A 13,667-nucleotide genomic window follows, 5' to 3' on the forward strand; every position below is an offset into this window, starting at 1 on the left:
TGACTCGTGAGTGTGCTGGATAGCATGGCAGTCTTCGAAACTGTCGGACCAGGTTCGATTCCTGGACGGGTTACTCGGTTCTGAACCAGAACCGCATTTAAATTGTTCTCGGAGTGTGCCGGAATAGCACGCGACTTTGCGAAGGTCGTAGACCAGGTTCGATTCCTGGCGAGAGCACTGACAAATGAAACGACGAACCATGGAGGCTGATGATGAATAACGACAACAACAATGAAAGCACATTGGCCCATGGCATCGGTGCCGGATTGGTCGCACTTCTCGGGATGTTCGCTCGGTGCGCCGATGACGTCGCTCGAATCGGCGTCCACTCAGTCGACGATGTCGGTCGAATGTCTGTCTCAACTGGCGACGACTTCGCCCGAGCGTTTTCAAGCAACAGCGATGACATCCTACGCGTTTCGGATGACTTCCGATTTGCAGATGACTTCGCTGGTTTCCCCGAAGCGAGATTTAAACCGGTGGCCGAATCACACGACGGAGTCGGAACGGCTTTGCATGTAACGAAAGACGTCGCTGAGATCACGGTCCGAATCGTTGAGTCGACAAATCGTGACGACGAGAAGTGAAACCCATCATTTTCAGTAGAATGAAACCCTAACCTGGAGCAGACCAATGCGACACGACAACCAACATGACTGCGACGAAGACCTCTGCTTTCGAGCCGATGAGCAAACGTCGTAAAGGCTACCCGTCGGAAACGAAAGTCAAACGCGGAGTCCGAATCATCCAAGGCAAGCAACTCGAGGAAAAACTCGGTCGCAACGACCTCTGCCCATGTGGCAGCGGTCAGCGATTCAAACGTTGCTGCCTACGATCGGGGCGTCTGTGATGGCGTCAATCGCGACGACTACTTTTAGGGATATTGATTCACAATGAACACGGTCACTGTACTGGCGATAGTAAGATGACGAGCGTCGCCATTCGACAGTATCAAGAAAGCGATATTGAACCACTCCTCGACGCTGTCCTGGAGTCGAAACCTGAGCTGTCACTCTGGATGCCGTGGTGCCATCGAGACTATGGAAAGGTGGATGCCGAGGACTGGGTGCGAAGTCGACCCAACGCTTGGGAGTCCGATATGGAATGGAGTTTCGTCGTAGTCGATTCCGGTGGCAAGATCCTTGGTACCTGCGGTTTCCATAACCTCGATTTATCTAGCGGAGTCGCGGAGTTGGGCTACTGGATTCGCTCAGGTTGTACTCGATGCGGTTTCGGATCGAGAGCAATTCAGATTGCATGTGAATGGGTGTTTCGCGAGCGAGAAATCCACCGAGTCGAAATATTGATGTCGACAAAAAACACGGCAAGTCAACGTGCGGCGGAGAAAGCCGGAGCAAATCGCGAGGGCACGCTCCGTCAGCGTTTGCTTCTCGGCGACCAACGACATGACGCGTTTCTTTACTCAATCTTGAAAGACGACAAAACGCTGGAGCCAGATGGCTAGGCGGCCGGCTGCAACCCGGTTTAAGTGGGTTCGACTCCCACCAGCGTTTCTTGACTGATCGACTGCTGGTTTGGACTACATCTTCGTAACATGAAACGTCTGAGCTATTTCCTCGCCGATCGGTCACAACACAAAGTCCAACTGCCTGCTGGGAATACATCGTAACTATGACGACCCTAAGGTATCGAACTTCCGGGCGACCGGAAGCAGCGTGAGCGTCGGCGGATCTCTCTGAGAATCGCAAACGCGTGCCCACTGTCGACGGCATTGCTGTCGATAAGAGCGGTTTCTCGGCAAACAACTTCGTTGGACTTTTACAAAACACGGCGACTGCCGGTTCGGAATACATGCACAACCAAAGCTGATGCGTCCAGTGAGTCTGGGGATCGTGGCAACACGATCGGTAGGTTCGATTCCTACACGACTGTGATCTGACCACGACTTCGTCGCCGCTTTTACAATACACGACTGACTGCCGATTTGGAGTACATAGGATTCTGTGGCCTACAGGCCTTGCGGGTTCGAGTCCCGCCTGCGATCGCAAGATCGTTGTGGTGGAATTGGAAAACACGCAGGATAGATTCTCTGGTCAAGCCTTCGTCAGTCGTTTTTGATCCAATTAACAACAACACATGGCGACTGCCGGTTCGGAGTACATGGGAGAGCGCGTCACGCGAGTGACGAGGTCGCGGGTTCGATTCCCGTCCGCTGCGAAAACAAGCGGTAGCTCAGACAAAAACCTCTGGTCCATAACTTCGTCGCCAACCATACATAGTCGCCTTTCACTCCGTGAAAGTAACGCAAAAACGAATCGTTCGCGGAGCGAACGTCGACAATACACGATTGACTGCCTAATCGGACTACATTACCTCGGGTGTCGTGGGTTCGAGTCCCACCGAAGTGGACCTTGCGTTCGCTTCGTAGCTTAGTTGGTAGAGCATCGAATCTGTCTGGTTAACAAACTTCGTCAATCGTTTTTTGAGAGTATTTTCCCGTGGGATAGGCATCATGCCTGTCATAAAACTGCCGGCAAGCTGGAAGCTTATCCCACAACCAATACACGACTAACTGCCGCATCGGAGTACATCGACTCTTAATCGAAAGGTGTGGGTTCGATTCCCACCGAGTAAGCTTCGGCTCGCTCGTAGTTTAATTGGCAGAACATTTTCTCTGATCATCCACTTCGTTAGTCGCGTTCTTTACAATCGTCTTGAGAGATTGAACTATGCGTGTTTTACATTCCTGTTTCGCCATTACGACCGGCCGCGAGTAATCCATCTCGCCGCCCAACAGGGAACACAAATGCACAATTCATTCTTTCAACGATTGCAGAAACATGAAAACCACAACCGAAACAAGATCCAAAACCGTGACGACCGTCGCGGCCCGGATCGCTGGCGAAGACATCGCCAAAGGTGACTACGTCACCATCCTCAGCGAGATCATCGAGCTTCCGTCCTACTTATGGAGCTGCTCGGGCATCTCGCAACCAATCGACGAACCCGTACGGACTCGCTACTTGCCGCGTGCAGTTGGCGAACCGCACAAAGTCGTTGCCGTTTGCTTGCCGTTCGTCTACGCGAAGCGACCCAAGGGAAACCTGATCGCTTTCGACACACGACAGCAACAACTTGTCCGGCTCGACCGAGACAACGGTCGCTCGCTTTGGAAACAAATGCGCAAGGCCGCCAAGAAGAAAACGAAATAGAAAGCGTACACGAACTTTGGAAGTTTAAAGTGAGAAGGGGGAAGTGTGAAGGGATCAGATTCCTAACTTTTCACACTTCTAACTTCTTACTTTACCCTTCATCCGCTTCGTCGATCGCGTTTTTTCCTGGCAAACACAGTGCATCACTACCGTGGGATAGGCATCCTGCCTGTTAGTCCAAGATCGACAAGCTAGAAGTTTATCCCACTTCAACAACACAAAACCATTGCGTGTCGGAACGGTCCCATTTTGTTCGGGACGTTTCGCTCGCGGTGGCGCACGCAAAACACACGATCCGACTGCCGGAGTGGAGTCCATAGGTTCGATTCCTGTCGTCCCGACTCCAACCGCGCCGAGACGTTTCTCGGTCGCGGCCCCATAACGGGGCGAAGCTCTTTTGGGAGCAACCTCTGCACCAAACTTCGTCGGATCGTTTATTCGTAAGGAGGTCACGATGGCCAACAAGTCTCTATTCCAAAGCATCACCAGCTTCCTGCCACGCGCAACCGTGGTCAACGAAGCGGGCGGACCAGCGTACAAGTTGTCCGCGAAGCATGCGCTCGCCCAAATGGCAGCGACTGGAACGTTCGGTAACGTCTACTATGCGTCGGCGCGAAACCAACTCGACGCGATGCGAAAGCTGGTCGACGAGATCGACGACAACGAATTCCTGGCAAAGCTGGCCGTCTATTCCCGTGAGCGTGCTTACATGAAGGACATGCCGGCGGCGTTGCTCGTCGTACTGTCAACGCGAGACACCAAGCTGATGCACCAAGTCTTCGACCGAGTCGCCGACAACGGCCGCGTGCTGCGCACCGTGTTCCAGATGACTCGTTCGGGACAGTTTGGTCGCAAGGGCCTGTCGTCTTCGCTACAGCGTGCGTTCCAACGTTGGCTGAACGACGCGTCTGTTGGCAAGTTGCTCTCAGCTTCGATCGGAAACGATCCAAGCCTGCGAGACGTCTTGCGAATGGCACGTCCAACGCCAAAGGATGACACGCGTCGAGCACTGTTCGGATGGTTGACCGACAAGCCAGTCGAGAAGTGGGCACCAGCAACGGCTGACCACTTGCCATCAACGGTGCAGTCGCTGGTCGCTTACCGAGCAGCCGAGACGGCTGAAGCCCAAACGCTGATCGCCGGCGACCTGCAAGTCCGATGGGACTTGCTAGCCGACGCAGCCAAGGGTCCGTTGGTTTGGAAGGCGATTGCCCGACAAATGGGACCGCAAGCACTGCGAATGAACCTCAACACGCTGCTGCGTCACGACGTGTTCAGTGTCGCCCCGGCACTCCGTGACGGGGATGCGGGAAAGAACGTCGGTCACGGAGTGCCCGACCGACAGTTGATCGACTACGTGGCCGGCCAACTGGCTGACCGAGACGCGATCGCTCGCAGTCGTCAGTTCCCGTACCAGTTCCTTGCGGCTTACATGAACGCATCGGACGAGGTTCCAAGCAAGATCAAGACGGCGCTACATGACGCGGCGGAGATCGCGTGCGGAAACGTACCGGCGCTTCCAGGCCCAGTCATTATCGGACTCGACACGTCAGGTTCGATGGGATGTGCCGTCACGGGCAACCGTGCCGGTCGTTCGGGAAGAGGGGGCGGAACGTCGAAGATGCGATGCGTCGATGTTGCGGCACTGTTCGCAGCAGCGATCCTGCGTCGCAACCCAGACAGCGTCGTGATTCCATTCGATACGCAGGCTTACAAGGTCAAGGTCGATCCAAGCGATTCGATCCTAAGCCTGTCAGCACGATTGTCGAAGTACGGAGGCGGAGGAACGGACTGCTCATTGCCGTTTGTCGAAGCCAACACACGCTACGCGAAGCAAGCCTTCGCTGGCATCGTGCTGGTCAGCGACAACGAGAGCTGGATTACCTCGGGACGCCGATACGGCTACGGCCAAAACGGTTCAACCGGAGTGATGACCCAATGGGAGAAGTTCAAGAAGACTCAGCGCGGACACGGCATTGCCGATCCAAAGCTAGTCTGCATCGACATCCAACCCTACGGAACCAGCCAGGCACCCGAGCGAGCCGACATCCTGAACATCGGCGGCTTCAGTGACGCCGTGTTCAACGTTGTCTCATCGTTCCTGGAAAACGACGCATCCCGCTTCGTCCGCGAAGTGGAATCTGTCGAACTGTAACGTGGGATAAGCATCCTGCTTGTCAAAAACACAGGCTAGAAGCCTATGCGACGATTGAAACGCCCGCGGAGGAGCAATCCTCCGCGGGCTTTTTTTGCGTTTTCGGTTACAACTCGATAACAAACCCATTGTTCTTCAACTTCGATGCGAGATTGTAGCATGAACAATTGATGTACTGCGTTGCACCGCGAGTGAATATCCCGTAGTCGCTGATGCCCGATTTAGCACTTATGCTCGATCTGGTAAAACATGACGAAACAAAAAGACTAGGGTTTCGTTCGTTAGAGGCAAAATGTGGGAATGAAAAATCGCGGAATCGTTTCAGCAATCTTTTGGGTCACGTTTGGACTGTTGTTTGGCTGCAACGCCACAAGGGCGGAAGAGCCCTCCGCATCCGACGAGCCGGTAGTGATGCCCGTCGAGATATTCTTCAAGGAGATGCAGTTACTTGCTCGACGTGTCCCTGTTGGAACGACAAAGTTGGAGCAAGAAGATTCGCTCAAGAAGTTGCGTGAGGAAATCCATGCCAAATTTGATGGCGTCATCCTGCAATATGATGCGAGAATCGAATCAGTCGATTGGCGGAACGATTTAGCGACGATTAAGACTCAGTCGCCGATTCGCAAGTACAAGCCATCTGCCAAATTACCTTTCAATATTACGACCACACAGCCGATAGCGATCCCGATGTCGCGAGAAGAAGCCGGTGCGTTGCAAACTCGGAAACCTCTCGTGTTCCGCGGAACGCTCTCTTTCCAAGACGGGAAGTGGGGCGCAGTAGGTCGGCCTCCAGCATCTCAGTCCATATTTTGGATCCGAAGCGAGAATTACAAGAAGGTCATTTCGATCGGAACTTTCATCACCGAAGACTACTCGGTATCGCTCGGAAACGATGAGGTTTTTGCAATCCATCCACAGCAGGAAGCCGAGTAATGGTCAACAAACCAGAGCAAACTGGATGCCTAGGTTTCTTTCTGAAGCTGTTGGGCATCGGTCCAGGTGCTGGATCGGGAAGAGGAAAGAACGACCTCCCGTACCGACTGCGAGACGATTTCCTGTCGGCCGCCGAGCTGGCCTTCTATCGCGTCCTTGAGCAAGGGGTCGGGCAGACCTACTCGATCAACAACAAGGTGCGACTGTGGGACGTGTTGTACGTCCCACGGCGAGACGACAGCCGCACTTACGAAAACAAGATCAGCAGCAAGCACATAGACTTCCTGCTCTGCGATCCCATCACGATGCAGCCCGTCCTCGCGATCGAGCTCGACGACGCCAGCCACAACCGCAACTACCGACAAGAGCGAGACGCATTCGTTGACCAAGCCCTCGCGGCAGCCGGCCTGTCGATTCTGCACATCAAAGCCGCCCGTACCTATTCGATCGCCGACGTCCAGCAACAAATCGCGAGCGTTCTGACCGGCATCGCAAACACCGCGCCAGCTCCACCACCATTGCCGATGGAATCAAACGAACCTTCCTGCCCAAAATGCCACACCACTATGGTTCAGCGCAAAGCAGCGAAAGGAGCACATGCCGGCAAACGATTTTGGGCGTGTACCAACTTCCCGAAGTGTCGTGAGATCATCGGGATTGATTGACTCGGTGAAACAGCCGGTCAATTCTTCTCCATAGGATTCTTAGTCGCATTTTTCGTCGCTTGCATCGCTTTGCCGATTGGGAGGCCAGCGAATGGGAACGTCGGCTCAACTTTAGTACTGTCGAACGCAGCAGAAACGGCTGCTCGGTACTCCTTCCCGCCGAGCCCGATCACAGCGGTGTACTGATCGAGACGCAGCTCAACGACTTGTCGTCTCAGGACTTCAAATGCGAACGGTCTCGAAGACATGCGTTTGAAAGTCACTTCGTACGGGCCTGGCAACTCAAACGTGGGTGTGATGAATCCATATTTTGCACTCAGGATGACCCATTGGGTTCCAATGAACTCGGCATATTTGCGGTTCACCTTGAACGGGGATCCGGTATAGGCGTCCTGCGCGATCGTCGGTCCGGCGGACGGTTGCTTGTCCCAGATCTTACTCAGTCCGCAAGGCACGATGACAAGTGTGCGAGTGCTCATCGGAGCAATTCACCCTCTTCGAGTTCACGCAACGAAATAAAACGGTCGGTAAGATTGGACGATCGAACAAGGAAGTTGTTTGCGCCGTCATAACGAACAACGCGTTCACCATCCAGTTCAAACCATACTCTCCCACGTGGATTATCTAAATCGGTCGAGCGATGCGCGTGAGGCTTTAGGCGATATGAAAGCCGGTGCGCCCTCAGCCACTCAAGCAGACGCCACTCCGGTTCCGTTTCCAACGCAATCTCGCTCAGAGTTTTTGCTCTTTCGATTCCCAATTCACTGGTCCATCGAGACGTTCGGATTGCAGTGTGTTCGTCCGGCTGAATCTTGATGTTGCGCGGCATCGGGAGCAGCTCCGATAGTCGATACAGCACCATCTGTCCCGTGCGTCTAGGTTCCCAAGGCGTGGAAATCTCGTGTCGATCGCATACGTCGATCTGTTCAACATGGGCGATATAACGAATGCCGCTCGGCTCATCCAGGCTGTTGGGCAGATAGATGGCAACTTGCGTTGCCTGCAATTGTCGACGCTGGGTCGGTGCGAACGGAACAAAGTACAGTCGTTTAGAATGAATCCAGTTGAGATGTTCTATCGTCCCAGGGGAACGAAGAACTCCGACAAGGACGGGGCGATTGGCTTTGAAACGCCAGTCGGTGGCTTGCCGGTCGGCGGAGCTTGCGATCGCTCGGTCCGCCAGCGACCAGCCGCCTTCTCTCAATACCGTCAGTAGCCATTCCTTTAGCAACGCTGTGTTGCTGGGCAAGACCGGAATCGCACCGATCCCGACCCGATCGATGAACGTCCACAATCTACTATCACGAAAGTCTTGGCTCGACTGGCTATTCATCGGGAAAAGTGCCGCAGCCTGAACGACACTTCGTTTTCGCTGGTTGCGACTAGTCAAATCAGGCTCTGATTCCAGGATTGCATCCCGGTAACGGTGCAGAACATTGATCGCATCGGCGGGTGGCCCAAACGAACCGTACTGCTGGCGGTACTCATCACTGGCATCAATTCGGTACTTGGCATCGCAAACCAACTGCACCTTGGGCCAACCGCCTTCCTTCAGTTGGATGAGAATGTCTGGCCGTTGCGTCATCAACATCAGATCGCGATCTCGGAACGTCCGGTTGTAGAAAACTGTTATCTTGCGTCCGTGCCCAGCTCGGAATGCAATCGCCTGTTGTTTGCCCTGTGTCAGACTAACGGAAAGCACGTTTGCTTGGATTTTGAACAGTTCGCTCAGTTGATCTGGCCAACCGTACTCATCAGCGATCATGCGAACGACGGTCAAATAAGTCCAGTATTCATAAAGCAGTGGAAGATCTTTCAACGACAAGCGGACCAGCTCACCCTCTAGTCGTAGACTCATACGCAAAAACATGAGTTTCTGGTACGCCTCGCGATAGCCAGGGGCCGACACCAGTTGTAGTGATGCAAATCCTGTTGGCGGAACACCTTCAGCCTCTCGCATCGGCTCCGAATCGAGCATGTGAGACAGTCGTTCTTGAAACCGTCTTATACCGCGTATCGTTTCTTGTTTTCGTGGGCCAGCTTTCTCCTTCGCCGAATAGACCGACGCAATTTGGTTCAGGGTCTGAACGGCACCACACAACTGTTTCTTCAGCCAACGATGCTCCATCGTATCCAAAGTCAATTCCGCGGGACGCGTGACAATCTGTTCGCGGGCAATGCCACTGGCAATTCGCACGAAGCCTCCTCGGCCGATCCCACGACGCAATTGAGATCGCACTTGCGAATCAACGCGTCGAACCCGTTCCAATCGCGTCGACCGTGGACGGCGCACTAAACCGCGTGTCGGATGCCGAGCAATCTGATTCATTGCGGCTTCCAAATCATCCATGATGAATCCGATCAGAACGAGCCATTCTATCCGGGAAGGCAGTTTCCCTGGGGCACGCTTACCGAGCTGATAGGTCGAACGCAGATACTCGTACGCAAGCGTCGTTAGAATTTCTTGAACGTCCCCCAGGATCTCGCGGTAATCTGATTTGTAGTCAACCTTGGTCGGGAAGACTTCAACCTCGAAATCAATCTCTGGCACGTCATTCACATAGACCGTGAAGAGGCTTCGCCCTACATGACCACGAAAGTTGATTGTTCCGTGATGAACTTGGCCGTGTTCCTGGTGGCCCAGCGAATCAACCAACGAGGGGTCACGATTGCGAATTTCGATGCGATCGCCAGCTCCAGTCGCCTTCGCGTAAAGCTGATAGCGAGACTCCTCGAAAAGCGGAGGCCCGTCATCGACGGCATAATCACTCGCAATCGAATCCGGCGTGCCATCACGGAAAATCGGTTCGGTTTGGGTCAGTGATTGATTCCGGACAGTCAGCTTAAAACGCCCTCGCGTTGGCGTTGCCATCGCTAGCACTGGCGGATCCTGCGCCTGCACGCGGCTGCATTCAAGCGTGAATCGGTTCGTAGCAAGGCGAAAGAGGCGTTTCATGAATCACAGCCAAAACGACGTGTAGCCTTCGTCGATCAAACGTTCCCACATCAGGCACAAACGAGCCGCAGTGCGTGGATACTTCGCGTTCTCAAGTGCGTCAGGGCGATCGGACTGGTTCCATGCCGCTACAACCGTATCCACCGACGAGTCATCATTGACACCAAACGGTTGGTCGTTCATCCCCAGACCAATCAGTCCGAGCATCGTACGCCGAATCGAAATGCTGCCGCCAACAAGCCGAGGTAGAACCTTCATCATCATCGCGAGATCCAGCGGATCGATCTGCTCGCCTGAATGCGTGCGAAATGCGTAGGGGATATCTTTTGCATTCAACAAAAACAAAACCACTTCGTCGCGAGTTCGGTAGCCAACCTGCAATTGGTTGTGAACCAAGCACTGATTTGCCTTCTGCAGCAATGTCGTTGCTTTTTCAGCATTCTCCCGAAACGCAGGCAAAGCTTGATTGCACTCCGCGATTCGAGTCGCACCACAGAACCAGAAAGTGGGCGGCCAGTAAACAGGCTCAGACGAATTGGGCGTCGGCGTCGGCCCATCCAAATCCAGGTCGACCTCTGAAAGCTCCAGCGTAAACGCACGATCGAGCACCTTTCGGCTAAAGCCGTGCGAGGTCTCGTCCATATTCACGGTGCCGACGATGCTAAAGTTAGCGGGCATCGTCTGCTCTTGCCATGAAAGATAGGTCGCGGGCAAGGTCTGAGAAACGAGACGCGTTGTCTCATAGCCACCGGCGGCTGCCTTCTTCCGGTCTTCCATTGCGCTCAAGGCTTCAGCGAAATAATGCTCGACACGTGCGAGGTTCATTTCGTCAAGCAAACAAACGTGATACCGCTGTGGATCCATTGATGCGTTACGCGCGGCCTGCAGGACAACGCCAGGGCGAAACTGATCTTGCAAGTCGACGTAGCCCAGTACGTCGGAACTGTCGGTCCAATCGGGACGGACGGAGATGCGATCAATGATTCCTGTTGTGAGCTTAGCCACCAAAGCTGGCAACTTCGATTTTCCGGTACCGGAAACTCCCGCCAGAATGACGAATGGTTTTGTTCGCAGCGCAGTGATGTAAGTGGCAATCTGCCAAGGCTGGAAGATGTAGCCCTCAGCCTCGATGGCCTCAATCAGCTTCTCAGTCGATTCCGCCAGATCGGTTTCGGCTGGCAGATCGATAATGTCGCTTTCAATGGGTACAATTTCTTCCTCGCAATCCAAGTTTTCGAGCCCAGGCACTTCCTCGTACGCACGTCGCATTTCACAAAGGAACTGATGGTTCGTGTCCATCTGCGTTAGCGTCTGCATGGGCAAGAGTATCGTCGTCGGCATGTTGACTTCCTCGACACTTCTCCATTCGATAGACCGAGCGAAATGGTGCGGGATATCCTGATCGCGATATTCGTAGTTTCCAGTAATCACACCCCAGCCATAGACCCCACTCCGCCCTCGCTTCGCAAACACGACATCCCCTGGCTTCATCTTTTTGAAGAACTGCCAAAGCATCCGAGTGACGGCTTTGCTTCCTGAGTCAGGATATGCGACAGCAACACGTTCAGCCAGTGACTCTCTACCGTCGAAGGCCGATAGATCGCCAACTTCTCTCCATCCGATCGTGCCGACATCGTCCGCTTGCCAGCGGTCCCATAGCACCCCTCCCTCACCCGGAGCTAACAACCAATAGTTCGGCATTTCATTTTCCACAATGTCCGTGGGCCACCATTTCGTTTCAATCGCCTCCAAAACTCGCAACTGACAATCCGAATCCTGCAGCATCTGCCAATACGCTTCTTGCAGACGTGCATGCGACACCCGCTCTCTGATTTTGGCTGGCGTGGGCGAAGTCACATCCAGCAAGCTTGTCGGATCGCGATGAGCCAGCAACCAAAATAGATCGTTTGCCAACCGACCAAAACCCTCAGCCAATTGTTGTTCACCGACCTGCTTGCCATGCTCTCGCAAACGAGAAATGAAGCGTGGAAGTAGCCAATCGAATTGGATGTTGTTGTCGACAAGTTCTTCGTCCCTGATCGCTTCGATCACCAACGCCAAAATCACCGGCTTGTAAAGAGTGATCGCCTGAATTGACAGGATCAACAAGATCAAGTTGTTCGCTCGCTGGTCATTATTTTCGAACGCAACTGCCGTCTGTCGATCCGCCTTCAGCCCTATTTCTGGCATCTGCAAATAACAGATTTGCACAGCGACGGTGTTGTCGATGTCTTTCCGGGGTGCCTCACCTCCTTGCTGCTTGAGCCACGCAAGTCTCGCCTCAAAAGCGGAAGCTGTTACGCGAGCCGGCGATTCCGAATCTAGTCGCTGAACCATGCAACCGCCGGCATCGACATCGCTGATACAGTAACGGCTACCTTGTTTAGGGCTAAAAAGAATGACGCCCTCGTCAGAAAGCTCTCGCATCAATTTGACGAATGCTGGTATGGACGCTTCCTCTGGCTCGGGCGCGACTTCCTGGTACGCAGCGTCGAGTAACGGTTGGAACAATGTGCACGTCTTTAAGAATTCATCCGCAACGTCGATCGAAGCCAATTCGTCGACCGCGTAGAACTTCGAGATGCTCGCACCATCACCATCAGAATGCGACGCATGATCAAGCCAATCGTTGAGCGATTGGAACGACGACGGCTCATCCCACATCCGCCACTTCTCGTTCAGCGACCAACCTTCACCAATTTTAGTTGCGAATCTCGCCCGATCCTCCATCGTCAGACGCTGAAGACCTGCCCGCATTGCGGCAAAAGCCACGTCACACCGATGGCGTGTTTCCAGTTTGTTGATCCCTGCTGTACCGGCACCCAGGCAAAAACAGATTTCGACGCCGCGACCGGAGACAATGATTGCGGTCTGCAGAGCAAATGACTTGTTCGGCACCGAAGCTGGAAAGATACAGCACCAAAGTTCCTTGGGCGTGCGGCCACTCGGATTCAGATGCGACGTGAATGCCTTCACCTCCGTCGACCCCGGATACTGCACCGCTGCCTCCGCAGCAAGCTCCTTCAATCGCCCCCAAAGTTCCCGTATCGCATCCTGATCCTCCTCAGGTGCGCGATTCCAGACTTGGGTCTCTTGATAACGGGCAAGTAGCTTGCAGTCGCTTATATTTAGACGCATTTAGTTCTTTATTTGGCACGCAGTGATATCGAGTCGCCTATGGATTACCAAAAACATCCTTGTAGTTTGCAAGCTGGACATCGAGTGGTTGATCATATCGAATCACGATCACTCGATAGCCGCGATTCAAAAGTGCCTCACAAATCCTCCCATCCAAGACTTGCTGATCAGGTTGGTCATGCACCGCCCGTCACAGAAGACACAGACATTCGGTGAATAGAAAAAGTCGGGAATGCATCGTGGTTCTTCAATTGCCTTTTGCGCCTCGTCAGGCAAACGCAAATGATTTTCAGCCAGGGCGGTCAAACACCGTCGTTCAATCTCTGAACGCGAATCAGTCAAAGACCTAAGCCACTCGAGGTGCGCGGACCAATCGCGGCCATCCGCCAAACCGTCGACAATTGGCAACGGGAACGTGGCCGAGAAAACTTGTTCTTTGCCTAGCGAGTAGCGGATCAAGTCGGTAAGCGACTTGTGCAATGCAACAACTTCGTCGGTCGCGCCGGTCCGGGGGCGGAGCAAATCGACATGCTTATCCTCACTGGGTAATAGAACCCATTCTCGATTTCGACAACTAACAATATTTTCTGGATCCATCGCGTTTCTCGATGAGCGACTCGTAAACCGTAACCTTCGCGAATTAACGC

At 53.7% G+C, this 13,667-nt stretch carries 11 protein-coding genes and 4 tRNA genes; 11 read left to right on the plus strand and 4 right to left on the minus strand.

The window, feature by feature from the left end; translation table 11 throughout:
- Position 1 precedes the first annotated feature (1 nt).
- The 11 genes from SH528x_RS16830 to SH528x_RS16880 all read left to right on the plus strand — a co-directional run bounded on the left by SH528x_RS16830 (position 2) and on the right by SH528x_RS16880 (position 6,926).
- Positions 2-73: transfer RNA gene (locus SH528x_RS16830), tRNA-Arg, on the plus strand.
- A 31-nt stretch (positions 74-104) separates the two neighbouring features.
- Positions 105-177: transfer RNA gene (locus tag SH528x_RS16835), tRNA-Arg, on the plus strand.
- 32 nt (positions 178-209) lie between these two features.
- Positions 210-587 carry a hypothetical protein gene (locus SH528x_RS16840; RefSeq protein ID WP_442511662.1) on the plus strand — a complete coding sequence of 126 codons (378 nt, stop codon included), beginning with the start codon at positions 210-212 and terminating at the stop codon, positions 585-587.
- Between the two features lie 65 nt (positions 588-652).
- Positions 653-850: an SEC-C metal-binding domain-containing protein gene (locus SH528x_RS16845; protein ID WP_145418492.1), complete on the plus strand. Its 198-nt coding sequence runs from the start codon at positions 653-655 to the stop codon at positions 848-850.
- 75 nt (positions 851-925) lie between these two features.
- On the plus strand, positions 926-1,465 hold the full coding sequence (locus SH528x_RS16850) for a GNAT family N-acetyltransferase (protein ID WP_442511663.1): 540 nt from the start codon (positions 926-928) through the stop codon (positions 1,463-1,465).
- A tRNA-Cys gene (locus SH528x_RS16855) sits at positions 1,444-1,514 on the plus strand. The genes SH528x_RS16850 and SH528x_RS16855 overlap by 22 nt, the downstream gene beginning before the upstream one ends.
- Positions 1,515-2,801: 1,287 nt before the next feature.
- Entirely contained in the window at positions 2,802-3,173 is a 372-nt protein-coding gene (locus SH528x_RS16860) for a hypothetical protein (RefSeq protein ID WP_442511664.1), read from the plus strand.
- Between the two features lie 254 nt (positions 3,174-3,427).
- Positions 3,428-3,514 (plus strand) — tRNA-OTHER (locus tag SH528x_RS16865).
- 113 nt (positions 3,515-3,627) lie between these two features.
- Positions 3,628-5,328 (plus strand): vWA domain-containing protein, encoded by a 1,701-nt coding sequence (locus SH528x_RS16870; RefSeq protein ID WP_442511665.1) that lies wholly within the window; start codon positions 3,628-3,630, stop codon positions 5,326-5,328.
- Positions 5,329-5,628: 300 nt separating this feature from the next.
- The gene (locus SH528x_RS16875) at positions 5,629-6,261 is read left to right on the plus strand and encodes a hypothetical protein (protein WP_442511666.1); all 633 of its coding nucleotides are present in this window, start codon (positions 5,629-5,631) and stop codon (positions 6,259-6,261) included.
- Positions 6,261-6,926, plus strand: coding sequence for a DUF2726 domain-containing protein (locus tag SH528x_RS16880; protein ID WP_442511667.1), 666 nt, complete (start codon positions 6,261-6,263; stop codon positions 6,924-6,926). Before SH528x_RS16875 ends, SH528x_RS16880 begins: the two co-directional genes overlap by 1 nt.
- 17 nt (positions 6,927-6,943) lie before the next feature.
- On the opposite strand, the gene SH528x_RS16885 is transcribed toward SH528x_RS16880, so the two are convergent.
- The 4 genes from SH528x_RS16885 to SH528x_RS16900 all read right to left on the minus strand — a co-directional run bounded on the left by SH528x_RS16885 (position 6,944) and on the right by SH528x_RS16900 (position 13,617).
- A complete protein-coding gene (locus SH528x_RS16885) occupies positions 6,944-7,405 on the minus strand; it encodes a DUF6884 domain-containing protein (protein ID WP_442511668.1) in 462 nt (153 codons plus the stop codon).
- Positions 7,402-9,882, minus strand: coding sequence for a DUF2357 domain-containing protein (locus tag SH528x_RS16890; RefSeq protein WP_442511669.1), 2,481 nt, complete (start codon positions 9,880-9,882; stop codon positions 7,402-7,404). The genes SH528x_RS16885 and SH528x_RS16890 overlap by 4 nt, the downstream gene beginning before the upstream one ends.
- 3 nt (positions 9,883-9,885) lie before the next feature.
- A complete protein-coding gene (locus SH528x_RS16895) occupies positions 9,886-13,020 on the minus strand; it encodes an AAA family ATPase (protein ID WP_442511670.1) in 3,135 nt (1,044 codons plus the stop codon).
- A 126-nt stretch (positions 13,021-13,146) separates the two neighbouring features.
- Positions 13,147-13,617, minus strand: coding sequence for a hypothetical protein (locus tag SH528x_RS16900; RefSeq protein WP_442511671.1), 471 nt, complete (start codon positions 13,615-13,617; stop codon positions 13,147-13,149).
- Between the last annotated feature and the right edge of the window lie 50 nt (positions 13,618-13,667).

The sequence above is a fragment of the Novipirellula methanifontis genome (assembly GCF_052161655.1).
In the GTDB taxonomy this organism is placed as follows: Bacteria; Planctomycetota; Planctomycetia; order Pirellulales; family Pirellulaceae; genus Novipirellula.

Excerpts from the sequence above, each read along its gene's own strand:
- SH528x_RS16885 (WP_442511668.1), bottom strand. The coding sequence starts at position 7,405 with ATGAGCACTCGCACACTTGTCATCGTGCCTTGCGGACTGAGTAAGATC.
- SH528x_RS16900 (WP_442511671.1), bottom strand. The coding sequence starts at position 13,617 with ATGGATCCAGAAAATATTGTTAGTTGTCGAAATCGAGAATGGGTTCTA.
- SH528x_RS16895 (WP_442511670.1), bottom strand. The coding sequence starts at position 13,020 with ATGCGTCTAAATATAAGCGACTGCAAGCTACTTGCCCGTTATCAAGAG.
- SH528x_RS16880 (WP_442511667.1), top strand. The coding sequence starts at position 6,261 with ATGGTCAACAAACCAGAGCAAACTGGATGCCTAGGTTTCTTTCTGAAG.
- SH528x_RS16875 (WP_442511666.1), top strand. The coding sequence starts at position 5,629 with ATGAAAAATCGCGGAATCGTTTCAGCAATCTTTTGGGTCACGTTTGGA.
- SH528x_RS16890 (WP_442511669.1), bottom strand. The coding sequence starts at position 9,882 with ATGAAACGCCTCTTTCGCCTTGCTACGAACCGATTCACGCTTGAATGC.
- SH528x_RS16860 (WP_442511664.1), top strand. The coding sequence starts at position 2,802 with ATGAAAACCACAACCGAAACAAGATCCAAAACCGTGACGACCGTCGCG.
- SH528x_RS16840 (WP_442511662.1), top strand. The coding sequence starts at position 210 with ATGATGAATAACGACAACAACAATGAAAGCACATTGGCCCATGGCATC.
- SH528x_RS16870 (WP_442511665.1), top strand. The coding sequence starts at position 3,628 with ATGGCCAACAAGTCTCTATTCCAAAGCATCACCAGCTTCCTGCCACGC.
- SH528x_RS16845 (WP_145418492.1), top strand. The coding sequence starts at position 653 with ATGACTGCGACGAAGACCTCTGCTTTCGAGCCGATGAGCAAACGTCGT.
- SH528x_RS16850 (WP_442511663.1), top strand. The coding sequence starts at position 926 with ATGACGAGCGTCGCCATTCGACAGTATCAAGAAAGCGATATTGAACCA.